Source organism: Sorangium sp. So ce385 (assembly GCF_051474135.1).
GTDB lineage: Bacteria > Myxococcota_A > Polyangia > Polyangiales > Polyangiaceae > Sorangium > Sorangium cellulosum_D.
In genome coordinates, this window is record NZ_CP150337.1 from 14,250,655 (window position 1) to 14,275,612 (window position 24,958).

The following is a 24,958-nucleotide window of genomic DNA, read 5'->3' on the forward strand; positions in this document are numbered from 1 at the left end:
CGTTGGAGATGAGGTGGTGAGGTCTAGACGGCCGGCCACACCGAGCCTGCGCGGCGGCGCTCGGCGTAGGCCTCGGCCGAGAGCGCGTAGCGCAGGAGCTCGTTCGCGACCGGGTGCTGCAGGAGCAGGCGCGGCTCCTCGGTCGAGCGGGCGATGTCGCGATCGTACCGGCGCAGGTAGTCGATCGCGGCGAGCGCGTCGCCGGAGAGCAGGTAACCGATGCGGTACTCGCTCCGGCGCAGGCCGATGACGAACGCGCGCGCGTCGTAGGACACGTTGACCGTCGACGCGACCTCCTCGAGCATCTTGCGCTGCCGGCGGCCGATCGCCCGCTGCACGCCGGGGAGCATCTGCTGGGTGGCGTGCTCGCGCGCGGGCGAGACGGCGCCCGAGCCGAAGCCCGGATCGATCGTGCGGATCGACGCGAGCAGCAGGCCGTCGGTGGCCTCGGCCGGGATCTCGTCGAGGAACGTGAAGCCGACCGCGACCCGCGCGAACAGGCGCGCGAGCGCGAAGGTCTGCTCCAGCTCCGGCAGCTCGGTGAACGAGGTCGGCGCGACGATGGCGGGGGGATCGCCCGGGAAGACGCGGGCGGCGCCCTGCCACGACGGCACGAGGTAGAGCTCGAACGCCTCGATGCCGAGCGCGCGGCCGACCCGCTCGGCGAGCTGCCGCGTCGGGTGGTTGTCGCGCGGGCTGACCCGCTCGCGCGAGCTGATGCCGAGGTTGCTCAGCTCGAAGCGGATCGCCTTGGCGACGATCGGCGCGATCGCGAGCGCCACGTCGATCCACGGGCTCCGGGCCTCCGGCAGGAGCAGCCGGCCGATCTCGGGGCCCGCGAACGCCCCGGCGTACGGCGCCTCCGAGGGGACGCGCCGGCCCCTGAGCCGCGCCATGCGGTCGGGCGACACCTCGCCGAGGCAGGCGCGCACCTCCTCCACGGTGACCCGCTCCTCGGCGCGCCCGTCCTTGGCGAGCGCCGCCTCGAGCGCGGCGAGCGCGGGGCCGAGATCCGGGAGCCGGCTCAGGACCTCCGCGTCGGACGTGACGACGTCCCGCAGCACCTGGACCGCCTCCGCGTTGCGCCCCGCGGCCTCGAGGCCGCGGCCGAGGGCGGTGCGCGACTCCGGCGGGGCGCCCGGGAGGGCGACCGCCTGCTGGAGGTGCGCGAGCCCGTCGCGCGGCCGGATGAGCAGGGTCGACTCGAGCAGGCCGAGCGTCGTCAGCCAGCGCGGATCGGGCGGGACGCGGCGGGCCGCGGCGAGCTCGATCAGCTGCGCGAGCGCCTTGGCGTACGCCGCCGCCCCCTCGCTCGTGTCGACGCGGTAGAGGCGGGCGAGCGCCGTCCACCCGCGCGTATCGCTGCTCGGCGAGCTCACGATCGCCTCGCAGAGCGTGCGGACCATGCCCGCGTTGTCGCCGGCGTCGCGGTAGGCGTCGGCGAGGCGCAGGGCGGCCTCGACGCGCGCGCCCGGGTCGGTCGACAGCTCGACGAGGCGCCCGAGCGCGCGCAGCGCGAGCGCGTGGTCGCCGCGCGTGACGCCGAGCTTGTGCAGCCGCTCCAGCGCGGGCCGGTTCTGCGCGTCGATCGACAGGACCGCCTGGAGCGCGTCCTGGGCGAGCGCCGGGTTCGCGAGCGGCCCCTCGTACAGGTCGGCGATCAGGAACTGCGCCGCGATCTTCGTCTCGGCGTCGGCCGCCGCGCCCACCGCGCGCTTCAGGGCGTCGCGGGCCTCCAGCCAGACGCGCTGCGCGGTGAGCAGCCGGGCGAGGAGGAGCTGCGCCGGCGCGTCGTTCGGGATCGTCGCGATGACGCGCCGGACGGCCGCGATGCCCACGCCCGGATCGATCGCGCCCGGGCGCCCGTGGTGCTGCAGCACCGACCGGGCGATCTCGGTGCCGAGCAGCGAGATCGCCTCGCGGCTCGTGGCCTTGCCGAGCGCCTCGCCGAGGCGGTCGGTGAGCCGCTGGGGGTCGCCCGCGAGCCGCTGGGCCAGCGCGCGCGCCGCGGCGACGCAGCCCGGGTCCGCGCGGAGCGCGCTCTCGTACAGCTCGAGCGCGCGCGCCGCGCCCTCGGGGGACGCGTCCTCGGCGGTGAGCTCCGCCGCGCGCACGAGGTGCATCGCCCGCGCGGGCTCGCCGAGGACGAGGTCGGCGAGCGCGAGCTGGGCGGCGATGACGCTCGCGCGATCGCCGAGGCGCTGCGCGAGCCGGTCGAGCCCGCGGGCCGCGAGGAGGCTCTCCGGCCAGAGCGCGAGGGCGCTCTGGAAGCCGGCGAGCGCGGCGCGCGCGGCGGCGGGGTCCGCGTCGGCCTGCGCCTCCGCGAGGAGCGCCTCCTCGATGAAGTAGAGCGCGCGCGCGATCGGGTCGGCGGTCAGCTCCCGGCTGTCGCGGATGGCGCTCGCGAAGAGGGCCTCCACCCGCGCCCCGGCCGGATCCGACGGGCCGTTCTTGCCGGCGATGCGGAGGATCGACAGGTGCGCGGCCGCGTCCCGCGGCGCCTCCTTGACGATGCGCGCGAGCGCCTCGAGCGCGGCGCCCGGCCCGAGCTGCTCCTCGAGCGACGCGAGCTCCCAGAGGGCGCCGCCGCGCGCGACGGACGAGGTGAACACCTCGGCCTCGGCGCGGAGGACGGTCGCGAGCGACGTCGGCGCCTCGAGCAGCCGGTAGAGCTGCTCCAGCATGCGGAGCGCGGGGACGTGGTTCGGCACGACGGCGACGAGCCCCTCCAGGATCTCGATGGCCTGGCGCGGGCTGTTCTCCGCGAGGACCAGCGCGAGGGAGATCCGGAGCGCGTGATCGACGAGCGCCGGCGGCTTGCGCTCGAGCCAGCGCGCGTAGAGCCCCGCGAGCTCGCTCGCGATCATGGAGTGGGACATTCCCGGCAGGCTGGGCGCGCGCGCGCCCGTCGTCGGCCGGTGCGCCGCGGGCGCGCCGATGCCCACGCCGAAGCCCGCGCCCCCGCCGCGCACGTAGATGCGCTCCATGGCGTCGAGGATCGCCGGATCGGGCTGGCTCCCGGCGAGGGCGGCGTCGGCGCGGGCGAGCAGGCGCAGCGCGTCCTGATCGCGGCCGAGCGCGAGCTCCTGCACCTCGGCCGCCTGGAAGAGCAGCCGGGCGTGGTCGTCGGGGCGCTGCGCCTCGTCGGCGAGAGCGCTCAGCACCTCGACGAGCTTCTCGTAGTTGCCGGTCTCGCGGAGGAGCCGCGCGATCTCGATCCGGGGCAGCGGGTGCGACGGCCGCTTCCGCGCCGCCTCCCGGTACGACTCGACGGCGCTGTGCGGCCGCTTGAGGCGCCGCTCGTCGAGCGACGCGACCTCGATCCAGAGGCTGAACGCCGCGTCCCCCGCGGGGTCGCGCTGGATGAGCTTGACCAGCGCGCGCCGCGCCTCCTCGTACCGGCCGGCGCGCTCGTCGAGGCGGAAGCGCGCGCGGAGCGCGTCCGGATCGGCCGGATCGATCGCGAGCGCGCGGTCGACGAGCGACGAGGCCCGATCGCGATCGCCGAGCTTGAGCTCGGTGACCTCGGCGGCGCGCAGGAGGAGCCGGCGCTGCTGGACCGGGCTGCCCGTGAGGTTGGCCTCGGCGCAGAGCGCGCGCGCGAGCCGCTGCGCGTCGCCCGCGCGCAGGGCGTTGCGCTGCAGCGCGAGGATCGCGGCGCGCCGCTCCGGGTCGATCTCGAGGATCTTCTCGATCTCCTCGATGGCGCGGGCGGGCTGGGCGAGCTCGTCCTCCCAGATGGAGACGAGCTTCTCGAGCAGCCCGATCTTGCGCGCGGGGTCGTCCGTCGCGCTGGCGGCCTGCGTGTAGAGGTCGAGCCGCGCCTGCACGCCGCGCGGATCCTCCTCGACGGCGAGGGGATCGGGCGCGAGCAGCGCCGAGAGCGCGTCGAAGACCGAGCCGTTGCCCGGGTCGATCGCCCACGCGGCGCGCAGGATGGCGAGCGCCTCGTCGCGCCGCTTCAGGTGGTGCTCGGAGATGTCGGCGGCGCGGAGGAGCGCCGCGACGCGGACGTGCGTGGGCCGGTCCGCGTTGGCGACGGCGGTCCACACCTCGACGCGCTCGGCGTGGTGGCCGAGGCGCTGGAGGGCGCGGTCGAGCCGCTCCCGCGTCGAGCTGTCCTCGGGGTCGAGCTCGAGCGCGCGCGTCGCGTGCAGGGCGGCCTGCTCCGCGTTGCCGAGGGTGTCGTAGAGCTCCGCGAGGCGGACGTGCTCGTGGACGATCGCCTCGTTGTCGGTGAGGAGCGCGAGCTCCTTCTGGCGCACGCTGGCGGCGAGCTCGAGCGCGCCGCTCGCCTCGAGCAGGCGGATCAGCTCGCTGACCACGCGCCGCGCCGTCGGCGAGCCGGACGGGGCCCGCGAGGCGGCGCGCGTCAGGAGGGGCACCGCGTCGGCGGGGGAGCGGATCTTGTCGATGAGCAGCCGCGCCGCCGTGTAGAGCAGCCGCGACGCGCGCTCGTCGTCGCGCTCGTGCTCGGCCTCCAGGGAGAGGGCGCTGACGAGGCCGACGATGCCGTCGTGGTGCACGAGGTGGCGGCGGAGCGCCTCCCGCACGGGGCCGGGCCCCGGATCGAACGTGATCGCGCCCTCGAGGGACGCGAGGGCGAGCTCCGGTTTGTGGAGCTTCCGATCGAGGACGGCGGCGCGCTCGACGTGGACCCAGGCGGTGAGCTGGGCGTCGCCGTCCGGCCGTCCGCGCCCGGGGGCGTAGGCTTCGGCGAGGCGATCGAGGTGGGCCGCGAGGTCCTTTCCGGCCTGCTCGGAGCCGCGCGCGCTCTCGCGGCGGAGGGCGATCTCCAGCCCGCGCAGCGACGCGGCGTGGAGCGGGACGAGCCGCAGCGCCTCGGTGAAGGCGTCGCAGCTCTCCGACGTGCGACCGAGCGCCTGGAGCAGGCGCGCCCGCTTGGCGAGGAGGTCGGCCCGGAGGGCGTCGGTGTCCGCGACGCGGAGCTTGTCCTCGACGACCTCGAGCGCGAAGGCGAGCTCGGTGCGCGCGTTGAGGAGGCGATGGACGCGCGAGACCGCGGGCTCGAGCGTGCGGGACAGGTGCCGCGCCTGCTCGTAGGAGCGGCGCGCGGCGGCGGTGTCCCTGAGCACCCGCTCCTCGTGGATGCCGAGCTCCACGAGGGCGCGCGCCGCGCCGACCGGATCGCTGGCCCTGAGCCGCTCGGCGCGCTGCTGGAGCTCCGCGACGGGGTCCGGCGCGGCGATGTGCGCGGCCTGAGGGGCCTGCGGGGCCGGCGCGGGCGCGCTCGCGGCCGAGCGCGGCGTCGTGGGGGCCGGCGGGCTGGCGGCCGAGCGCGCCGTCGCCGGAGACGGCTGGACGGGCGGGGCGGCGGGCGTGGGCGCGGCGGCCGGCGCGGACGCAGCGGCGGGCGGGGCGGCCGGCGCGGCCGGCACGGGTGCAGCCGAGGCGGCGGGCGCGGTCGGCGCGGGTGGAGCGGCCGGCGCGGACGCAGCCGGGGCGGCGGGCGCGGACGCAGCCGGGGCGGCGGGCGCGGACGCAGCCGGGGGCGCGGGCGGAGCGGCCGGCGCGGGTGCAGCCGGGGGCGCTGGCGCGGCGGCCGAGTCGGGCGCGGGCTCGAGCACCGCGATCGGCTCGATCGTCTCGACCGAGATGGGCGTCGGCGACGAGCTCGGCTCGACCGAGATGGGCATCGGCGTCGCGGTCGGGTCGACCGAGATGGGCATCGGCGTCGTGCTCGCGTCGAAGTTGACGGTCGCCGACGACGCCTGGGCGGGCGCGCCCGGCTGCGAGCCCGGCGCCGGCTTGCCGGGGGGGCGGTTCGGGCTCGGCGGCCGCTGGCCCGGGACCCGCGGCACGCGGGCCGGCGGCGGCACGTCGCCGCGCGGCGCGGGCGGCGGAGCGCCGGTCCGGGTGGAGCCGGGCGCCGACCCCGGCGCCTTGGGGGCGCTGCTCGGCAGCGGCGGCGGTGGCCTCGACGGCGGCGCCAGCGGCGGCGGCAGCGGGCCGGTCGCGACGCTGCCGTCCTTGCGGCGGATCAGCGGCGGCGGCCGGCTCGGTACGGGCGGGGGCGCGCTCGGGACCGGCGTCCGGTTCGGCCCCGGCGGCGGCACGCTCGGCGGCGGCAGCGCGCTCGCGCCTGCGGGCGCGTTCGGCGGCGGCAGCGGCGCGCTCGCGTTCGGCAGCGGGGTCGCCGTTGCCGGTGCGTTCGGCAGCGGGGTCGCCGGCGCGTTCGGCAGCGGGCTCGCCGTCGCCGGCGCGTTCGGCAGCGGGGTCGCCGTCGCCGGCGCGTTCGGCAGCGGGGTCGCCGTCGCCGGCGCGCTCGCGTTCGGCAGCGGGGTCGCCGTCGCCGGCGCGCTCGGCAGCGGGGTCGCCGTCGCCGGCGCGCTCGCGTCCGGCAGCGGGCCCGCGGTCGCCGGCGCGCTCGCGTTCGGCAGCGGCGTCGCCGTCGCCGGCGCGCTTGCGCCCGGCGACGGCTCACCGCCCGGCGGCGCGTTCGCGTTCGGCAGCGCGCCGAGCTTCGGCGTGCCCGTGCCGACGAGCAGCGTCTTCGCGCCGGGCAAAGGTTGCGCGCTCGCGCGCGTCATTTGAGCGTTGTCGGCGTTGGCTTCCCAGCCAGCTTGGTCCGGCATTCCGGGCAAGCTAGGCAAGCCAGGCCGGCGCGACGCTCCCTCTTGCGGATCGTCCCCGTGGGCCACCGCCGCGGATGCTACACATCCGCGCGCCCTCAATCCACAGTCCAGGTGCCTGCTCGCGCCACGCGCGCTCCTCTTTAGGCGTCCGGCGCGCTCCCCGATCCGGCGCGGGTTTACTTGTTGGATGGTGCTGTCGAGGCGCAGCGCAGCAGGCCGAGCTTCATCGCCTTGCCGGCCGGGTGCGCCACGAGCAGCGCCTCCGGGGAGGCCGCGATGGGCTCGCCGCGCCCGAGCGCCGGCTCTGCGTGCAGCCCGCCGGCGAGCTCGCCCCGCGCGGTGAGCGCCGCGAGCTGCGTCGGCCCGGAGGCGTTCGCGATCGCGAGCCACGCGGCGGCGCCGTCGCCCTGCCCCCGGGCGCCGGGGAGGAGCGCCGGGACCCCGGCGCCCACGCCCAGCGCCGCCTCCGGCGGGGCGTCCTGCTCGCGATCGCCGCCGACGAGCACGCGCGGCTCGCTGGTGCCGCCGAGCCGCGCCAGCACGGCGCTGATGCGCCCGCCGATCGAGCCGCTCGGGGTGTCGTCGTCGCGGAAGGCGAGGAGGAGGCCGTCGTCGCCGGCGAGCGTCAGGTCGTACGCGAGCACGTGCCCGTCCTTGGGCGTGATCGCGCGCGGCGTGGACGTGAGCGCGCCGGTCTCGTCGAGCGGCACCACCTCGAGCCACTGGTGGGTGATCGTCTCGCCCGCCGCCGCGGTGTCCTCGTTGCCGTCGGTCGGCTTCTCCGCGGCCTTTCGCGCCGGCTCCTCGGCGCGCGCGATGTACGCGAGCCAGTAGCCGCCCGGCCGGCCGATCACGCGCGGCATCTCGGCGTCGGTGCTCGGCTGCGAGACGGGGCGGGCCGAGGTGACCGAGCGCAGCGTGCCCACGTCGGCGGAGGCGAGCATGATCCGCGACCGCTTGCCGTCGCGGGTCACGTCGTCCCAGACGATGACCGCGCGCTCGCCGGAAGCCGCGATGTCGAGCGCGAGCGACTCGTCGCGCCCCTCGGCGAGCTCGGCCCCCCAGGTGACGTGCTCCCCTTCGATCCTGGCGACCTTGATGGCGCGCCCGCCGGCGTTCGGCTCGAGCATCGCGGCGAGGATCGCGCCGCCTGCGCCGGTGACGACCGGCGGATCCATGTCGCCGCGCGATCGCGCGAGCCGGACGAGCTTCCCCTGCGCGCCGTCGGCCGAGAGCGTGGCCACCATCGCGACGGTCCCGCCCTCCGCCTCCCGCTGCGCGCCCACGGCGAACCCGCCGGAGAACGTCGTCCCGCGGCCGACCTCGACGGCGAACGGCGCGAGGTCCTCGGCGGCCTCCGCGTCGCCGCCCCCCGCGCCGTCGGGCGCGCGCGGGGCCGGCGGCGCGTCGCCGATGACGAACGGCGCCGCGCCCGCGGCCGCGCAGCGCGGCGAAGGCGGCTGCGGCGCCGCCGCGGGATCGGCCGGATCGCTCGCCGCGGGCGCCGCGGCGCTCGCGCCGGGCCGCGCGGCGGCGTCGCTCGCGGCGCGATCGGGCGTGGAGCAGGCGCGCCACACGACGAGGCCTCCGACGACGAGCGCGACGGCGAGCGCCCCTTTCCAGGCGACGCCCTCGGGCTCTTCCTCCGCGCCCGGCCGCCGATCCCCCGTCGGCGTGGGCGGGCGTCGATCCTGCGTGGGCGGGCGTCGATCCGCGCTCGTGTTCCCCTGGGGGGCGCGGTGGTTGGGCTCCATGGGCGGTGGGTGTTAGCGCTGATCGCGGCGTGAGGGCAGGGGGCGCGCGCGGGTCCGGCGCCGCCCCTCCTGCGGCGCGCGCGGGTCCGGCGCCGCCCCTCCTGCGGCGCGCGGGTCCGGCGCCGCCCCTCCTGCGGCGCGCTGGTCCGGCGCCGCCCCTCCTGCCGGCCCGGAGCGCGCGGGCGCGGCGGGCCGGGCCGCCTCCTCGAGAACTTTCCCTCCGGCGCCGGCGAGGGTATCGCGGCAGGAGCGACGCCGGGGCGTCGCCGCGGGCCGCAAGCGCGGGCCGGCGCGGCGGGGGCCGGCGGCGCGCCCGATCGTCGACATGCGAAGCCGTGCTCTCCTCACCACCTTCCTTCTGGCGCTCGTCGCGCTCTCTTGCGCGGCCTGCGTCGGCGCGTCTCCCACGCCGCTCGCCCCTGCGCTCCGCGGCTCCATCGGCGTGCCGCACCACGGCGTCATCACCGACGCCGTCGAGCTCCCGAGGCAGGGCGAGGGCTACCGGCTGCTCCGCAGCAACGGCGTCCGGTGGGGGACGGCGGGGCTGGTCGCCGCCGTCCAGCGCGCCGCCGCCGAGGTGGCGCGCGCGCGGCCGGGCGGCGAGCCGCTCCTCGTCGGCGATCTCTCCGCGCGCTACGGCGGCGCCACCCGCGGGCACCGGTCGCACCGCACCGGGCGCGACGCGGACCTCCTGCTCTACGCGCTCACCCCGGACGGCCGCCCGGTGCGCTCGCCCGGCTTCGTCGACTTCGGGCCGGACGGGCTCGCGCGGATCGGCGGCGGCGCGGATCCCGCGTCGTCCAGCGCGGACGAGTACGTCCGCCTCGACGTCGAGCGCGAGTGGCTGCTCGTGAAGTCGCTCGTCCGCTCGCCCGACGCGCACGTCCAGTGGCTCTTCGTGGCCCGCTGGCTCGAGGCGCTGATCATCGAGTACGCCCGCGCGCTCGGCGAGGACCCGGAGCTCGTCTGGGTGGCCGAGAGCGTGCTGCTCCAGCCGGGCGACAGCACGGCGCACGCCGATCACCTCCACCTCCGCGTCGCGTGCACGCCGGACGCGTTCCTCTCCGGCTGCCTCGGCGGCGGCCCGTACTGGCCGTGGCTGCCTGCGGTCCCGCAGCTCGTCCCGCCGCCGGACGGCGACCTCGCCGCCGCGATCCTCGACGACCTCCTGCCCGGGGGCGCCGCTGCGGGCTCTCGCGTGGCGGCCCCCGACAGCGCGCTGTGAGCCACCTCTTCGCCCTGGGCGACGCGGCCGACGTCTGCGCGGCGCTCCCTGCCGACGTGCGGTTCGATCTCGTCTACCTCGACCCTCCCTTCGGTGTCGGGACGACGATGGCCGCGCGGGCGGCGCGCGGCCAGGCGCGCGGGCGGCGCAGGCCGGAGAGCGGCCCGGACGCCTACGACGACCGCGCGGGCGCCGAGGCGCTCGTCGCGATGCTCGCGCCGCGCCTCGAGGCCGTCCGCGATCGCATGGCCGAGGGCGCGACGCTCTACTTGCACCTCGATCACCGCGCGGTCCACGACGCGAAGGTCGCGTGCGATCGCCTCTTCGGTCGCGGCGCGTTCCTCGGCGAGATCATCTGGGCGCCGGGCAACGGCGGCCGTGGCGCGCGCGGCTTCTCGGTCACGCACCAGACGATCCTCCTCTATGCCCGCGCGGCGAGCGAGCGCGGCCAGGTGGTCTACAACGCCGCCGATCCGATGCTCCGCGAGCCGTACGCCGAGACGAGCCTCGCGATGCACTTCAAGCACCGCGACGAGGACGGCCGGCTCTACCGCGAGCGGGTCCTCGGCGGGAAGGCGTACCGGTACTACGCCGACGAGGGACGCCGGCTCGGGAGCGTGTGGACCGACATCCCCGGGATGGTCGCCAACACCCCGTTGCGCCGCGAGGCCACCGGCTACCCCACGCAGAAGCCGGAGCGGCTCCTGGAGCGCATCGTCCGCGCCTCGTCCGCGCCTGGCGCGACCGTCGCGGACCTCATGTGCGGCAGCGGCACCACGCTCGTCGCGGCGGCGCGGCTCGGCCGCCGCTTCGTCGGCGGCGACCGCAGCCAGCTCGCCTTCGCGACGGCGCGGGAGCGGCTCGACCGGGAGGGGATCGCGTACAGCCTGCTGGAGGTGCCCGCGGCGCACGATGAGGCTGCGCCCTAGCCGGTAAGCGGTGTGAGGTGCCCGGCGAGCGCAGCCTGCCGTGGTGAACCAGGCACCCTCACGAGCTGGGGGCGTTGCGTGCTTCCGGCATGCCTTCTATGGGCTCGACGGCGTGAGGCGCCGCAGCATCGGCCAGGCTGACCGCGCGTGGAAGCCGCCTCTCCATGTCGCGCGTCAGCGGATGATCAGGTCCGAGCTGAGCGCGCAGCGTTTCGTAGGCTCGACGGCGAAGCGCGATGCCACGCTCCGTTTCGCCCATGGCCAGGAGCACGGAGCCCAGGTTCCCCTCCATGACGGCCACCTCGGGATGCTCGGCGGTCCCGTGAACGCGCTCGAGCAACGGGACCGCGCGCTCGAGCGCCTCGCGTGCCCCAGCGAGGTTGCCCTGGGATAGGAGCACCATGGACAGCGACGCGAGCGAGGCGCTGATGTCCTTCGGAGTGTTCGCCCCCTCGACGTTCGTCCTGATGCGCAGCTCTCGCTCCAGCAGCTGATGCGCGTTCGACAGGTCGCCTTGCGCGAAGAGGACCCGGGCGAGCAGGTGGAGCGAGTCGGCGATGCCGGGGTGCTCCTCCGTCCCGTAAACCCGTAGCTGGATGTCCAGCGCCCGCTCCAGGAGCTCGCGCGCCCCCCTTAAATCCGATTGCGCGAAGAGGATGCGGGAGAGGTCGCGCAGCGAGTTGGCGACGCGCGGGTGCCAGTCTCCGTGAGCCTTCGTCTCGATGCGGAGTGCTTGCTCCAAGAGTTCGCGTGCGCGCGTCGCCTTCCCTTGAGCGAAGAGGACGCGAGCGAGGTCGCGCACCGAGGCGGCGACGCGCGGATCTTCCTCGGTCCCGAGCATCCTCGTGAGGAGCGCCGATACCTCCTCCAGCTTCGTGCGCGCGCCGGTCAAATTGCCTGCGGCGACGAGACGCTGAGCCTGCCAGCGAAGCGCGTTCGCGTCTCCAGGGGAGGGCTCGACATCGCGATCGTCGAGGAGCGTCAGCGCCTCTTCGAGCTGCGGGCGGGCTCCCGAGAGATCCATCGCCTGGATCACGCCGGCCAAGTCGTCCACCAGGGCGGCGTGCCCCTCCAACTCGCCCTCCGCGGCAGGTCGGTGCTGGGCGACGGCGTCGCGCAGGATCTCCCGAGCCCGACCCAAGTGTCCTCCTTCAGCCAGCGCCACACCCAGCGCGCGAGCGGCATCGACGCTGCCGCCATCTTCTGCCAGCGCGCGCTGTGCCCAGTGGATAGCCACGATCGGATCTCCCGACACGATGGCGCCGCGAGCGGCATCGAGCCAGCGACGCTCGGAGACGAGCTTCTCGCAAAGGAAAGCGGCATCGCGGCGGGGCGCGATGTTCGTACGCAGCAGGGACGTCCCCGCACTTAGCACCGGCGAGACTCCATTCGCGCTGCAGAGCGGCCACAGCCGCTGCATGGGATCACCCGCTGCGCGCGCGACGTCATCGAGCCGCGCCTGTGGGAGGCCGGCCGCGAGCAGCTTGACGGCCGTCGCGACCGCGCCGCGCTCCAGATCCAGGAACGCCGCGAGCCGTCCGGCGCCCTCGGCGCCCGCGGCCTCGAGCTCTTGGATCGCCTGCGCGAGCGGCATCCGACGCGAGTCCACCTCCAGCAGGCCCATCGGCCCGGCGCCGGGCGCTACGGCGCGGCCGCGCGCCACGACCCGCTCGGTCACGAGCGGCGCTCTCCGCCCAACCTCCACGAGCGCCCAGCGCAGGCGGCGCAGCTCGAAGGAGCTGTCGACCTCGGAGGCCTCGAGCCAGGCGTTGCCCGCCGCCCGGATCGCCTCGACCAGCGCCGCATAGGGCGCCGCCGCGGACACGCGCACCCGCGTGCTCGCTGGCAGCGCCGCCGCGAACGCCTCATCCAGATCTCCTTCTTCCCAGAAGATCCCCCAGCCCCGCTCGTCCGCCGCCCGGATCGCCCACACCGCTGGCGGCCATGGCCCCGGCGGGCACTCCAGCCGGTGCGAGATCCAGTGGAAGAAATCCGGCGCCTTCCTCGCCAGCGCCGCCGACGTCGCCGCGTCGCTGAACAGGATCACCCGCAGCGCCCGCTCGGCCAGGATCGGCCGTTCCAGGTTCAGCCACCCTGCCTGCGCGGCGTCCGGCACGAGCACGACCGCCGCCCCCTTCGGCGCGCGGGCGAGCTGCGTCGCGTCCGCGTGCACCAGGAGCTCCGGCTCGTCCGCCGCGAGGGCACGCACGAGCGACCCGAGCCGCTCGGGCCGCGCCCCGTCGACGAGGACGAGGACGCCCGCCTCGCCGAGCCGCAGGATCAGGCGGCGCCGCTCGTGGAGCGCGCGGTCGGCCGGAGCAGGTGCATGGTCAGGAGCGGATGGGGGTAATACCATCCGGACTCGTTCGGGTAAGGCAGGAGGTGGCCGTACGTGAGGAGCTCCCGCGCCCTTCCGTCGGAGGGGATGCGGTGCCGCGGGTTCGCCATCACCGCCTCGAGCACCTCAATATGGCCCTCATCGAGCCCGGTCTCCAGCAGCCGGCGCATGCTGTCGAGCACCGCGTCGACCAGCGCCGGCGTCGCGCTCGGCGCGTCGTCGAGCCACGCCTGCTCGGCGAGCGCCCGGACCAGCTTCACGAAATCGCGCGCCCTGCCGCCGGAGTAGTAGGCGAGCCGCTCCAGCTCCTGCCGAGGGACGAGATCCGGCGCGCCCAGGTCGGCGGTGCGCCGCGCGTAGAGCTCGCAGAAGAAATCGAGCCCAGGCCCGCGCTGCGTCGGATCGCGGTGATCCATGACGGGCTCGTTGACGAGCGGCAGGATCGGGTTGAAGCGCGGGATCGCGCTCGCCACGGGGCTCGATCGCAGCGCGAACGGGCCGCTCACGACCACGCGGCACTCGAGCTGCGCGATCATCTCCGACTCGATGAACAGCGCCTCGGCCCGATCGAGCTCGACGATCCGGTCCAGCCCGTCGATGAGCAGCAGGATCCGCATCGCCTTCGATTGCACGTGTCCGATGAGGACGTTGACGGCCTGGAGCAGCGTCTGCATCTCGGCGTCCTGATCGCGCCTCCGCCGTGCGGCCTGGCCGATGGGCAGGTTCCACTTGAGCGCGCCGGACGCGGCCTCGAGCACCTTGAGCCCGACCGCCCCTGCGGCCGCGGCGGGAGCGCCGAGCAGCGGCAGGCCTGCCGAGGCCAGCACGACCATCGCCTTCGCCAGCGCGCCCGCGTCCACGACGGCCTGCGCGCCGGGTGTCTCGGTCGCGCGCGCGACCTTCTCCCAGGCGGCCGAGAGATCGGCGACGTACGAGGCGGGGATGGGGTAGGGGAGGAGCTCGCTGGCCGCCCGGACGAGGGCCAGGCCCGCGAGGAACACGACCTCCCAGGCGCCCACGTTGCGCAGGGCCTGCTCGTCGCCGACGACCTCGGCGAAATGGCGGTGCAGATCGAGCACGATGACGAAGTCCTGGCCGCTGCGCGCCTCGGCGATGCGGAGGAGCTCGGTCGATTTTCCGGTGCCGGTCGTGCCGGTCACGAGCGCCCGCGTGTCTCCGAACGGCATGGCCACGCGCTGCACGATCCGGTTCGCGGGGCTCCGCACTCGCTCGGCCCGCCACGCCGGGTTGTCCGCCGGACGGAAGGGGTCGAATCGCTTGTAGAGGGTCTCCCAGATAGCCCGGCGCGACACGGATCGACCTTAGCAGAGCCGGCTTCGGAGCACCTGCGCTGCTCCGGTGCGCCCGACGGGTGGCTCAGGCTGCACGGCTCCCGCGCGACGGGAGCGGTGCGCAGCGCCTCATCCCTCTGGACGCAACCTCGCCCTTCGGCGCCCGGCAACGCCGCACGGATCGCGCGCGGACGCAGCCTCGCCCTTGAAAGGCCCTGCCCAGAGACGCAGCGGCGCCTTTCAACGCATGAAATGGCCGTCTGGGCCGCCCAGTGACCCTTCTCAAGGCTTGAAGCGGCCAACTCGGCCGCCCAGTGACCCTTCTCAAGGCTTGAAGCGGCCAACTCGGCCGCCCAGTGACCCTTCTCAAGTCTTGAAACGGCCAACTCGTCGGCCGAGAAGCCCGTTTCAACGTTTGCATCAAGCCTTGCAACCGCCTTGCCCGGCTTCCGCGTAGACCGTAGGCCCCCTGGGAGGGAGGCGGTCGCGCGGCACGGCGCGGGGGATGGGCCGATGTCTGAGCCTGGAACCTCATTCGTCCGGCGCTCGCGCCGGACGAATGAGGTTCCAGGCGAGTTCGGCGGGGCCCCCGCGCCGTGCCGCGCGACCGCCTCCCTCCCAGGGGGCCGATCCGCCCGGATCCCCGCGCCCCCTGGCTCCGCCTCAGACGAGCTCGTCCGTCGGCCCCGCCCCCTCGCGGACGACCTGCACGTCGCCCTGGCTCAGGTCGATCACGGTCGTCGGCACCGACCCGCCGGTCCCGGCGTCCAGCACGAGCGCGAGCCCCGGGAACCGATCGTCGATCTCGCCCGGATCGATGATCGGATCCTCGCCCGGAGGCGCCGCGGTGGTGCTGATGAGCGGCCGCCCGAGCGCGCGGACCAGCGCGAGCGCGACCGGGTGGTTCGGCACCCGGATGCCGACCGTCTTCTGCTTGAGGTGCACGTACTTCGGCACCTCGCGCGTGGCGGGCAGGATGAACGTGTACGGCCCCGGCAGGTACCGCTTGAGGATCCGGTACGCCTGGTTCTCGACGATCGCGTAGCGCGCGATGTCGCTCAGATCGGGGCAGATGAACGCGAGGTTCTTGTTCTGGCGCATCCCCTTGATCTGGTACACGCGCTCGATCGCCTGCTTGTTCATCAGGTCGCACCCGAGCCCGTACACGGTGTCGGTCGGGTAGCCGATGACCTCCCCCTTCTGGATGAGGTCGACCGCCCGCGCGATCTTGCGCGGCTCCGGATGATCGGGGTTGATGGGCTGAAGCACGGGACCGACACCATGGGGTCGCCCGGGCGGTTCGGCCAGTGCTGGCCGCGAGGAGCGACCAGCGCTGCCGGGCCGACGAGCGGTTGCTGAGACGGAAAAGGGCGGGGCGACGCCCCGAGAGGCGAGCCGGCCGCAGGCCGGCGACGGCCGCGAGGCGGCCGTCCGAGGACCGGCAGGCGCGCGGCGCTACTCCTTGAGCGCCTCGCTGCCGCCGATGATCTCCATGAGCTCCTTGGTGATCGCCGCCTGACGCGCCTTGTTGTACTCGAGCGTCAGGGTGTCGATCATCTCCTTGGCGTTCTTGTTCGCGGCGTCCATCGCCGTGAGCTTCGCGCCGAGCTCGCTGGCCATCGACTCGTAGAGCGCCCGCAGGATCGAGATGTCCACGTACATCGGGACGAGCCGCTCCAGGAGCGCGCCCTTGTCCGGCTCGTAGAGGAACTCCGCGGCCGCCCCGGGCGAGGCGTGATCGCCCTCGTCCGCCTGCTCCTGCGCCGCCCCGCCGGCCGGCAGGAGCTTTTCGACGACGACGGTCTGCGTGATCGCGCTCTTGAACTCGTTGTAAACGAGGTAGATCGCGTCGATCTCGTTCTTGTTGAACGGGGCGAGGAGCTTCGCGCCGACCGCCTGCGCCGTCTCCAGGCTGAGCTTGTCCCAGACGCCGGGCAGGTACTCGAGGATGGGCGCGTTGCGGCGGTTGAAGTAGTCGCGCCCCTTGCGGCCGATGATCGCGAGCTGGACCTCCTGGCCGGCCTCGGTCCGGCTCTTCCACTCGCGCTCGGCGCGCTTGTTGATGTTCGTGTTGAAGGCGCCGCAGAGCCCGCGGTCGCTCGTCAGCACGAGGAGCAGCACGCGCCGCTCCGGGCGGGTCACGAGCAGCGGATGCGCCGCCCCCTCCCGCCCGGTGAGCGCGCCCGCCTCGCCCTCCGCCCCGGTCCCCGCCGCCGCGGGCGCTTCCGCCGCGGAGGCCGCGACCGCATCGCGCGTGATCTGCCAGAGCACCTCCTGCACCTTCACGGCGTAGGGGCGGAGCTCGGTGATGCGCTGCTGCGCCTTGTTGAGCTTGGCGCCCGCGACCATCTTCATGGCGCGGGTGATCTTCTGCGTCGACTTGACGCTCGAGATCCGCTTGCGAATGGCCTTGAGGCTGGGCACGGCTGCCTACTTCTCCTGGGCCTTCGAGGCGCCCTTCCCGTTCTTCGACTTCGCCTTGGGCGCCGGCGCCTCCTCGTCCTCGTCGCCCGCGTCGTCGGCGGCCGCCGCGGCGGCCCCGGTCGAGGCGCCGCGCGCGTCCACCACGAACCGCTTCTTGTAGGCCTCGATCGCCTTCGTCATCCGGGACTTGAGGTCGTCGTCGAGCGCCTTCTTCTCCCGGATGTCCGCGAAGATCTGGGGGTGCTTGCCCTCGATGAACTTGTAGAGCTCGTCCTCGAAGCGCGCGAGCGAGCTCACCGGCAGGTCGTCGAGCAGCCCCTGCGTGCCGGCGTAGATGATGAGGATCTGCTTCTCGACGGCGAGCGGCACGTACTGGCCCTGCTTCAGGATCTCGGTGAGGCGCGCGCCGCGCTCGAGCTGCGCGCGGGTCTTCGCGTCGAGGTCCGAGGCGAACTGCGAGAACGCCGCCATGGCGCGGTACTGCGCGAGGTCGAGGCGGAGCGTGCCGGCGATCGACTTCATCGCCTTGATCTGCGCGTTGCCGCCGACCCGGCTGACCGAGATGCCGACGTTGATGGCCGGGCGGACGCCGGAGTAGAAGAGGTCGGCCTCGAGGAAGATCTGCCCGTCGGTGATGCTGATGACGTTCGTCGGGATGTACGCCGACACGTCGCCGGCCTGCGTCTCGATGACCGGCAGCGCCGTGAGCGAGCCGCCCGACTTCGGATCGCGGACGATCTCGTAGTCGCTCGCCTTCGCCTTGTCCGAGAGCTGCTGCTCGAGCTTCTTGATCTCGTCCTTCTTCTCTTCCTTGCGCGCCTGCTCGAGCTTCTCGAAGACGGCAGCGTCGACCGTCTTCCAGAGCGAGTCCTTCGCCGAGTGCATCCCGTGCGCCCCGACGTGGGCCTTGCCGTCCACGCCGCGGTACGCCGGGTCGCCGCCCTCGATCTTCGTGCCCTTCGTGACGACGTAGAAGATGTCGGCCATCTTCGCCGCGCGCTCGAGGAGCCGGGAGTGGAGGTAGAAGACGTCGCCCGGGTACGCCTCGCGGCCCGGCGGGCGGCGGAGCAGGAGCGAGAGCTGGCGGTACGCGACCGCCTGCTTCGAGAGGTCGTCGTAGATGCACAGCGCGTGGCGCCCGCTGTCGCGGAAGTACTCGCCGATGGTCACGCCCGTGTACGGCGCGATGAACTGGAGCGGCGCGGTCTCGCTCGCCGTCGCGGCGACGATGATCGTGTACTCGAGCGCGCCGTGCGCATCGAGCTTGTCCACGACCTGGCGCACCGTCGACAGCTTCTGGCCGATCGCGACGTAGACGCAGATGACGCCCTTGCCCTTCTGGTTGATGATCGCGTCGACCGCGACGGCGGTCTTGCCGACCTGCCGGTCGCCGATGATGAGCTCGCGCTGGCCGCGGCCGACCGGGATCATCGCGTCGATCGCCTTGATGCCGGTCTGCATCGGCTCGGTGACCGGCTGGCGCTGGATGATGCCGGGCGCCTTCACCTCGACGCGGCGGCGCTCCTTCGCCTCGATCGGCCCCTTGCCGTCGATCGGCATGCCGAGCGCGTTGACGACGCGCCCGAGGGTCGCCTCGCCGACGGGCACCTCCATGATGCGCCCGGTGCGCTTCACGGCGTCGCCCTCCTTGATGACGCTCGTATCGCCGAAGATGGCGGCGCCCACGTTGTCCTGCTCGAGGTTCAGCACGAGCCCCATCAGGCTGGCACCCTCCGAGCCGGTGAACTCAACGAGCTCGCCGGCCATGGCGCGGCTCAGGCCGTGCACGCGGGCGATGCCGTCGCCCACCGTGAGCACGGTGCCCGTCTCGGTGACCTGAGCGGCCTTGTCGATGTTCTGGATTTGCTTCTTGATGATCTGAGAGATCTCTTCGGCGCGGAGCTGCATGCGGAGTCCTCTGTCCGGAGACGCTTGGGCTTCGGAGTCAACGTCGTCAAGGTCAAGGGGTCGGCGAACGCCGAGCCCCGACCTCGTGGGAAACAGGGGTGCGTGTTCGCGTCCCCTCAGGTTCGGAGCAGGTTGTCACGGAACGCCGACAGCCGGGTCCGGAGGCTGCCGTCGATCACCTGATCGTCGATCTGGGTGACCACGCCCGCGATGAGCGAGGGATCCTGCTTGTGGGTGATCGAGATCTTCCGGCCGGTCGCCCTCTCGAGCTCGGCCCGGAGGCGGTCGAGGTAATCGCTGGTCAGCGGGCCCGCGCTCGTGACCACGGCCCGGGCGACGTTCTGCTCCTGATCGACGAGCAGCGCGAGCTGCCGGGCGATCTCGGGCAGCGCCGAGAGCCGCCGCCTGCGCGCGAGCAGGAGCAGCGTGTTCTTGGTCACCTCCGAGAAGCCGGCGCGGGCGCCGATCTCGCGGAGCAGCTCCTCGCGCGGGGCCTCGGGGATGAGCGGGTTGTCGAGGACCAGGCGGAGCTCCTCGCTCGCCGCGTACGTCGCGCTGGCGTCCCCGATCTCCCTGGCGAGGGCCGCGAGGGTGCCGGTTTCCTTGCCGATCTCGAAGATCGCGCGCCCGTAGCGTCGGGCGACGGCCTCGTAGCTCATGTCACTGCTCCGGTGGTCTGGGCCCCGCGGCGGCTCGCGCCGGCGGAGACGGCCGCGGGGATGGCCTTCAGGTACTCTTCGTTGGCCCGCTCGAGGTCCTCCCGGCCGACGCGCTGCCGGAGCAGCTCCTCGGCCGCGGTCACGGCGCTCTGCACCGCCTCCTGGAGGAGCATGACGCGCGCCGCCTTGAGCTCCTGCTCGATGCGGAACTCGGCGTCGCGCCGCATCCGGACGCGGCGCTGCTCCGCCTCGGCGAGCACGTGGGCCTTCTCGCGCTCGGCCTGCGTCGCGTGCTCGGCCTTGAGCTCCGCGAGCGTCTCCTCGAGCCGCGTGAGCTTGTCCTCGTACTCGTCGAGCCGCTTCTCCGCCTCCTCCTTGAGGCGCGAGGCGTTGTCGAGCTCCTGCGTGATCGTCTGCTTGCGCTTCTTCAGCGCCTCGGCGATCGGCTTCCGGCCGAAGCGGTAGATGATGAACGCGAGGAGGCTGACGTTGAGGACCGAGGCGAGGAACGGCGGCGGCTCGTTCTTCGGATCGCAGGGGTTCTGCTCGTTGTGGTAGCGCCAGAGCAGCGCGTTGATGCCGCCCTTCGCGGCCGCCTCGTTGTTCACGCCGATGAGGCCGTGCCACCAGTTGACGTGGGGCGGCGGATCGGTCGGGCCGTGCCCGGGGCAGTGCTCCTCGCCGTGCGAGGCGTGCTCCGTGGTCTCCGGCGGCGCGGTGCGCGCGCGCTGCATGCCCGGCTGCGGCCGGAGCCCGTGGCCCGGAACGAGCGGGCGCCCGCCGGGGCCGAGGGGCCGGCCGGGCTGCGCCTCGCGCGGGCGGGGCGTCGGCTGGGCCGCGCCGGGCTGGGCGGCGCCGGGCTGCGCCGGCTGGGCGCCGAGGGGCGGGTGCCCGGGCGGCAGCCCCGGCTGCGCGGCGGGCTGCGGCTGCGCGGCGGGCTGCTGCGCGAGCGCCGTGCCCGCGGTGAGCGCCGCGGCCAGGCCGAGCGCGAGGGATGAGCGGCGGAGCGGGTTCTTCACTGGCGCACCTCGCGGCCGAGCATGCTGGCGGCGATCTCCGCCGCGAGCGCGGGCTGGGCGGCGGCGAGCTCGCCGCGCATGCGGGCGACCTCGGCCGCGATCTTCGCCTTGCCGTCCTCGAGGATGCGCGCCGTCTCGGCGCGGGCCTCGGCCATGATCTGCGCCTCGATCTTCGCGGTCTCGGCGCGGAGCCGCTCGCGCTCGACCCCGGCCTCGCGCCGGACCTTCTCGATCTCGGCCTCGTAACGGGTGAGCAGCTCGCCCGCGCGCTCATCCATCTCGCGCGCCTCCCGCTTGGCGCCGTCGGTGCGCCGCTCGCGCTCCTCGAAGACGCGGAGCAGCGGATCGAACAGCAGCGGCTTGAGCACGACGACGAACGTCGAGAACAGGACGACCTGCGCCAGGAACGTCAGATCGAAGTCGACGGAGATGGCGCTGGCGCCGGACGCGAGGAGAGGGTGCATTGCGTTCGGATTCACGGGTGCTTGTTCGGCGACGAGGGCGGCGCAGCGGGAGCTGCTCGCCGCGCGCCCCGGAGGGGGGCGATTTCGCGAGCCGGCACCTAGCACGTGTCAGTGAAAGCTGGAAGGGCTCTCGGCAGGGCCGCCGGCCCGCCTCTTCGCGGCGCGCAGCGCTTGCGCGCCCCTCGCGTTCGCCGCTCGACGCGCCCGCTCGCCGGCGCGATCCGGCCGCTCCGAGCGCGCGTTTTTTGCGCGCTGGGACCGAGCGCTAGAGGCTCGCGAGCGCGCGCGCGAGCTCGCCGAGGCCCGCCTCGAGATCGGCTTCGCTGGCGCGCCGCGACGCCGGCGAGCGCGGCGCGCCGTCCTCGTCGCGGAGGGCCTCGGCCGCGCGCGGGTTGCGGAACCAGTCCTCGTCGAAGCGCTCGATCAGATCGCGGCGGTCGCGCGCGGCCAGGACCGCCCCGGCGAGGCGGGCGGCCGCGCCGGGATCGAGCGCCGGCAGGACCCCGGCGAGCGCTCCCGGGATCGGCGCGCCGAGCGCGCGCGCGGTCACCTCCTCGAAGCGATCCCGGCGGTCCCGCGCTCCCCGGAGCAGCACGTGCCCGCCTCCGTCCTGGCCGGAGCGGAACACGAGCGCCACGGTCGCGGCGTCGAGGCGGAGCGAGAGGAGGAGGCTCCGCGCGGTCGCGCGCGCCTGATCGAGCGCGCGGCCCCGGCCGAGCCCGAGCGCGCGGGTACAGAAGACGGGATCGGCGACGAGGCCGCCGAACAGCGCGGCGCGGCGCGCCCGGCGGAGATCGAACGGCGCGTGGGTGAGCGCGAACGGCCCGCTCGCCGTTCCACCTGCGCCGAACGCGAGCGCCGCGCCGAAGCGGGCGAGCGCGCGCGCGAACGAGGCGGCGCCGAGCGGGCGCGGCAGCGGCCCGAGATCGATCGCGAGGCCCTCGGTGAGCTTCGTCGCGCGGAACAGCTCCTCGATCCACCGCGGGCTGAGCCGCGCCGGCCACCCCGACGCCGCGTCGCGGCCCACGGCGCGCCCGAGCGCGCCGTACCAGGTCGGCGCGCGCTCCATCATCGGCTCGGTCCGCTGCAGCAGCGCCTCGGCGGCGGCGATCGCGGCGTCCGGGGGATCGCAGGGGATCTCGATGGCGCGCAGGCCCTCCTCCGCGAGCAGCCGCGCCGCCTCGTGCCGCCGCTCGACGAGGATGCGCGCGGCGTCGGCGACGGCGCCGGACCCGCGGGCGAGCACCTCGGCGAAGGTCTGCCGTCCGGCGTCGGTCGGATCGGCGAGCAGCCGGAGCCGCGCCTCGCGCGGCGACACCCGCGACGGCTCGGGCAGATCGATCGTGAGCGACGCCGCGTGCCAGGCGGCGGCGAGCCGGACGCGGTCGGGCCAGACGACCCGCTCGAGCGTGAGCGTGTAGACCCAGTCGGCGAGCGGGGCCGCGAGGCCGGTCGGGTCCGGCGCGGCGGCCGTCGTCGGGCTCGCGAGCCCGAGCTCCGCGCCGAGGCCGGGGGTCTTGCCGGTGAGCTCGAGGTAGGTCGTCCGCGCGCTGACGCGCCGGAACGGCTCGAGCGGGTTCTCGAGCCGGGCCCTCGCCTCGGCGGCGCTCGGGCCGCCCTGGTCCTCGGCGGGCGGGGCCGGACCGCGTCGGGTGAGGTCGCCGAGCGCCGCGCGGAGCGCGCGCGCCGCTCGAGCGACGTCCCGATCGAGGCGGAGCAGATCGATCTCCATGCGCATCTACCCCCGTTACCCGTGCACCGCGGGTGCCGTCCCGAGCCGCCCGGCGATCTCGCCCTCGGCGCGCGCGAGCTCGGCCAGCCGCGCCCGCGTCGCGACCTCGTCGCCGGCGACCTCGACGGCGAGATCGACGAGGGTCCGGTAGTGCCGCGCCTCGGACGCGAAGAGCTCCTCGTAGAGCGGCGCGAGCTCGTGCGCGCGCGCGGCGAGCCCGTCGGCGAGCAGGCGGAAGCGCTCGCACGAGCGGGCCTCGATGATGGCGCCGACGAGCAGCCGATCGACCAGGGCGGCCTTCGCGTTGCGCGCGCAGGTGGTGGAGGCCGCCTTGCGCAGCTCGCTCGCGTAGACGTCGGTCTCCGGCTTGCCGAGCGCGAGGCCGCGCTGCTCGATCACGTCGAGCAGCGCGCGGAAGTGCCGGAGCTCCTCCTCGGCGAGGTCGACGAGCGCGCGCGCGAGGCGCGGTATCGACGGCCAGCGCGCGGCGAGGGACAGCGCGTTCGACGCCGCCTTCATCTCGCAGTGGGCGTGGTCGGTCAGGAGCGCCGGCAGGTCGGCGAGCGCCAAGTCAGCCCAGCGTGGATCGGTCGGTAGGGTCAGGCACAGCACGCAGGGCCGACCTAGAGCAGGCGCGGCGCGGCGAGAAGGGGGAGGCGGCCTGCCGTGGCGCCCCGGCGCGGCGCGCGCGCGACGGCGGCGGTCTACAGGCCCTCGGACGACGCGCGGGTCAGCCCGCTCGACTCGAGGTGGTACGAGAGCCCGACCACGAACGTGGTGGGTCCTCCGCTGGTGAGCGCCCGCCGCACGGTGCCCTCGACGGCGAACTGGGTGCCCACGTAGCCGGCGCCGAACGAGAGCGCGTGCTGCCCTGCGCCCTGGTCGAAGCGGTAGCCGGCGCGGAGCGGGAAGCGATCGGCCACGAGGTACTCGCCGCCCGCCATGAGGCGGTACGAGGTCTCGCGGTAGGAGTGGAGGTCGGCGAGCCCGTCGACCTCGATCGAGAAGTCATTGGTGCCGAACCCGACGCCGCCGCCGACGGTCGTGGGGAGCAGCCCGTGGTCCGGGAAGGTGAGGTTCTGTCCGACGGCGGCGATGTAGAGGTTGTCGGTCGCCTTGACGGTGAGCGCCGCGTCGAACGTGAACTCGTTGACGAAGGAGTGACGTCCCACCGGGACGGGCACGTTCTCGCCGGCCGCGTCCTTCTTCACGACGACCTCGTCCTTGTCGCGCAGGCCGCCGGAGACCGGACCGGCGTCGAGCCACCGCCCGCCGAGGGCGCCGTCCTGCGTGATCTTGGCGTAGCGGCCGGTGAGCCCGACGAAGATGCGATCGGTGATCGGGTAGGCGAGGGCCGCCCGCGCGTCGAGGTAGGAGCGCCTGAGCCCGCCCTCGCCCATGTCGACGTAGCCCCCGACGAAGGAGAGCGCGCCGGCGAGGTTCCCCGTGACGGAGTCGACGACGACGCCGCCGTAGACGTGGCGTCCGGCCTCCGGGCTGCCCTGGAAGAGCGCCTGGAGGTGGTAGACGCGGGTCTCCACCATGGCGGACGGGTTCAGGAAGATGGCCGACGTCCCGTTCCCGAGGGCGCGCAGCGCGCCGCCGAGGGCCGCCGCGCGGGGCGTCTCGTTCTCTCCGTAGGCGTAGGCGAGCTGCGGCGGCAGCTCCTCGGCCGCCGCCGGCCCCGCGGCCGCCGCCAGCGCGAGCGCGCCTGCAGCGGAGAAGGCCTTGGCCCGCGCGGCGGTCGTCGACGCCGCCCGGCGCGACGGCCGCTGCGCCAGGAGGGCCCCCCTTGTCAACCGGATCCACGACCGCATCGCTTCGCCATACCTCAGACCGAGGCCCTGGGGACAAATTCTCGACCCCCCGAGAACGGCGCGCGCCGGTCGGTCTGTGCTGGACGACCTCCGGGTTTCCAAAAAAGCTGGAAAATCAGCTACCTTTAGCCTCTTGACGACGAGATGAGCGGGTTTTGCTCTGCAATCGTGAGCGCGTCGTGAAAATCACCGACCCGCGTCGGGAGTTTTGGCGCCTGGTGTCCGGAGGGCGGAGCGCGGGGGACGCGAAGCCGCTTTCGCAGTGCGCCAGGGACTGAATTTACCCCAATGAAGTTCGATACTTGAGTCAGGTTTCGCAGTTGGGCATAGACGCCCGGACTCACCCGGTGCTACCTCGGATTCGTCCTCGGGGCGGTCCTGCGCCGCACCGGGTCCTCCAAAGGGTGGCCCCGAAAGGGGCGCTGCGGGCTACCGAGCTCTGTGAGGCGGTATGGGGGACGGCTGTGCCGATCTGTCTTCCAATGCAATGGACCTCGACGCGACGGTTGCACCCCCACCTCGATCGGCGTGCTCGGCGGCTGCCGAGCCGAGCGCCGGTGCAGTGGGGCCGTACCATCCCCCCGCATTCGATGGAGGCATGCGGACGATCTCCCGAGGGCGAAGCGGCCGTGGGCGGACTGTTGAAAAGTCGACACGCCGTTCGATTACATTCAGAATAACACAGTGATCTCCAGAAGTTAGAGGCGAGTCCTCGCTGGGAGACCTGTGGATAAGTTGGGGGCGACGGTTTCATCGGTCGCCCCCGAAACCTATTTTCGTGGAGCGGACTTCAGAGCAGCG

Annotated in this window: 16 protein-coding genes; 3 read left to right on the forward strand and 13 right to left on the reverse strand. The window is 74.4% G+C overall.

Translation table 11 applies throughout. The features are described from left to right. Window positions 1-23: 23 nt before the first annotated feature. A complete protein-coding gene (locus tag WME83_RS52180; protein WP_437317182.1) occupies window positions 24-5,399 on the reverse strand; it encodes a cellulose synthase in 5,376 nt (1,791 codons plus the stop codon). Between WME83_RS52180 and WME83_RS52185 the strand changes: the two genes are divergently transcribed. Continuing rightward, window positions 5,341-6,555, forward strand: coding sequence for a hypothetical protein (locus WME83_RS52185; protein ID WP_437317183.1), 1,215 nt, complete (start codon window positions 5,341-5,343; stop codon window positions 6,553-6,555). The genes WME83_RS52180 and WME83_RS52185 overlap by 59 nt on opposite strands. 217 nt (window positions 6,556-6,772) lie before the next feature. Here WME83_RS52185 and WME83_RS52190 read toward each other — a convergent pair whose 3' ends face one another. Next, complete coding sequence (locus WME83_RS52190) at window positions 6,773-8,350, reverse strand: hypothetical protein (protein WP_437317184.1); 1,578 nt, start codon at window positions 8,348-8,350, stop codon at window positions 6,773-6,775. Between the two features lie 325 nt (window positions 8,351-8,675). Between WME83_RS52190 and WME83_RS52195 the strand changes: the two genes are divergently transcribed. Next, window positions 8,676-9,575 (forward strand): penicillin-insensitive murein endopeptidase, encoded by a 900-nt coding sequence (locus tag WME83_RS52195; protein WP_437317185.1) that lies wholly within the window; start codon window positions 8,676-8,678, stop codon window positions 9,573-9,575. Next, window positions 9,572-10,504 carry a DNA-methyltransferase gene (locus tag WME83_RS52200; RefSeq protein WP_437317186.1) on the forward strand — a complete coding sequence of 311 codons (933 nt, stop codon included), beginning with the start codon at window positions 9,572-9,574 and terminating at the stop codon, window positions 10,502-10,504. The genes WME83_RS52195 and WME83_RS52200 overlap by 4 nt, the downstream gene beginning before the upstream one ends. A gap of 58 nt (window positions 10,505-10,562) precedes the next feature. Here WME83_RS52200 and WME83_RS52205 read toward each other — a convergent pair whose 3' ends face one another. The 11 genes from WME83_RS52205 to WME83_RS52255 form a co-directional block, all read right to left on the reverse strand. Beyond that, window positions 10,563-12,860 (reverse strand): tetratricopeptide repeat protein, encoded by a 2,298-nt coding sequence (locus WME83_RS52205; protein WP_437317187.1) that lies wholly within the window; start codon window positions 12,858-12,860, stop codon window positions 10,563-10,565. Then, window positions 12,785-14,155 carry a hypothetical protein gene (locus WME83_RS52210; protein ID WP_437317188.1) on the reverse strand — a complete coding sequence of 457 codons (1,371 nt, stop codon included), beginning with the start codon at window positions 14,153-14,155 and terminating at the stop codon, window positions 12,785-12,787. The genes WME83_RS52205 and WME83_RS52210 overlap by 76 nt, the downstream gene beginning before the upstream one ends. Window positions 14,156-14,797: 642 nt before the next feature. Then, entirely contained in the window at window positions 14,798-15,403 is a 606-nt protein-coding gene (locus WME83_RS52215) for an L-threonylcarbamoyladenylate synthase (protein WP_437317189.1), read from the reverse strand. Window positions 15,404-15,589: 186 nt separating this feature from the next. Beyond that, window positions 15,590-16,558, reverse strand: a complete 969-nt coding sequence (gene atpG / locus WME83_RS52220; protein WP_437317190.1) for an ATP synthase F1 subunit gamma — start codon at window positions 16,556-16,558, stop codon at window positions 15,590-15,592. Window positions 16,559-16,564: 6 nt separating this feature from the next. Next, window positions 16,565-18,466 carry a F0F1 ATP synthase subunit alpha gene (gene atpA / locus WME83_RS52225; RefSeq protein WP_437317191.1) on the reverse strand — a complete coding sequence of 634 codons (1,902 nt, stop codon included), beginning with the start codon at window positions 18,464-18,466 and terminating at the stop codon, window positions 16,565-16,567. 116 nt (window positions 18,467-18,582) lie between these two features. Next, window positions 18,583-19,125: an ATP synthase F1 subunit delta gene (gene atpH / locus WME83_RS52230; RefSeq protein ID WP_437317192.1), complete on the reverse strand. Its 543-nt coding sequence runs from the start codon at window positions 19,123-19,125 to the stop codon at window positions 18,583-18,585. After that, a complete protein-coding gene (locus WME83_RS52235; RefSeq protein ID WP_437317193.1) occupies window positions 19,122-20,144 on the reverse strand; it encodes a F0F1 ATP synthase subunit B family protein in 1,023 nt (340 codons plus the stop codon). Before WME83_RS52235 ends, atpH begins: the two co-directional genes overlap by 4 nt. Continuing rightward, window positions 20,141-20,623 (reverse strand): ATP synthase F0 subunit B, encoded by a 483-nt coding sequence (locus WME83_RS52240; RefSeq protein WP_236644363.1) that lies wholly within the window; start codon window positions 20,621-20,623, stop codon window positions 20,141-20,143. Before WME83_RS52240 ends, WME83_RS52235 begins: the two co-directional genes overlap by 4 nt. A gap of 250 nt (window positions 20,624-20,873) precedes the next feature. Then, window positions 20,874-22,346 (reverse strand): hypothetical protein, encoded by a 1,473-nt coding sequence (locus WME83_RS52245; protein WP_437317194.1) that lies wholly within the window; start codon window positions 22,344-22,346, stop codon window positions 20,874-20,876. A gap of 9 nt (window positions 22,347-22,355) precedes the next feature. Continuing rightward, window positions 22,356-22,952 (reverse strand): tRNA isopentenyl-2-thiomethyl-A-37 hydroxylase MiaE, encoded by a 597-nt coding sequence (gene miaE / locus WME83_RS52250; protein WP_437317195.1) that lies wholly within the window; start codon window positions 22,950-22,952, stop codon window positions 22,356-22,358. Between the two features lie 92 nt (window positions 22,953-23,044). Continuing rightward, on the reverse strand, window positions 23,045-24,139 hold the full coding sequence (locus WME83_RS52255; RefSeq protein WP_437317196.1) for a hypothetical protein: 1,095 nt from the start codon (window positions 24,137-24,139) through the stop codon (window positions 23,045-23,047). Window positions 24,140-24,958 lie beyond the last annotated feature (819 nt).

What these genes read in the sequence shown, in the direction of transcription:
- WME83_RS52190 (WP_437317184.1), bottom strand. Translation starts at nt 8,350, where the DNA reads ATGGAGCCCAACCACCGCGCCCCCCAGGGGAACACGAGCGCGGATCGA.
- WME83_RS52195 (WP_437317185.1), top strand. Translation starts at nt 8,676, where the DNA reads ATGCGAAGCCGTGCTCTCCTCACCACCTTCCTTCTGGCGCTCGTCGCG.
- WME83_RS52205 (WP_437317187.1), bottom strand. Translation starts at nt 12,860, where the DNA reads ATGGTATTACCCCCATCCGCTCCTGACCATGCACCTGCTCCGGCCGAC.
- atpA (WP_437317191.1), bottom strand. Translation starts at nt 18,466, where the DNA reads ATGCAGCTCCGCGCCGAAGAGATCTCTCAGATCATCAAGAAGCAAATC.
- atpH (WP_437317192.1), bottom strand. Translation starts at nt 19,125, where the DNA reads ATGAGCTACGAGGCCGTCGCCCGACGCTACGGGCGCGCGATCTTCGAG.
- WME83_RS52245 (WP_437317194.1), bottom strand. Translation starts at nt 22,346, where the DNA reads ATGCGCATGGAGATCGATCTGCTCCGCCTCGATCGGGACGTCGCTCGA.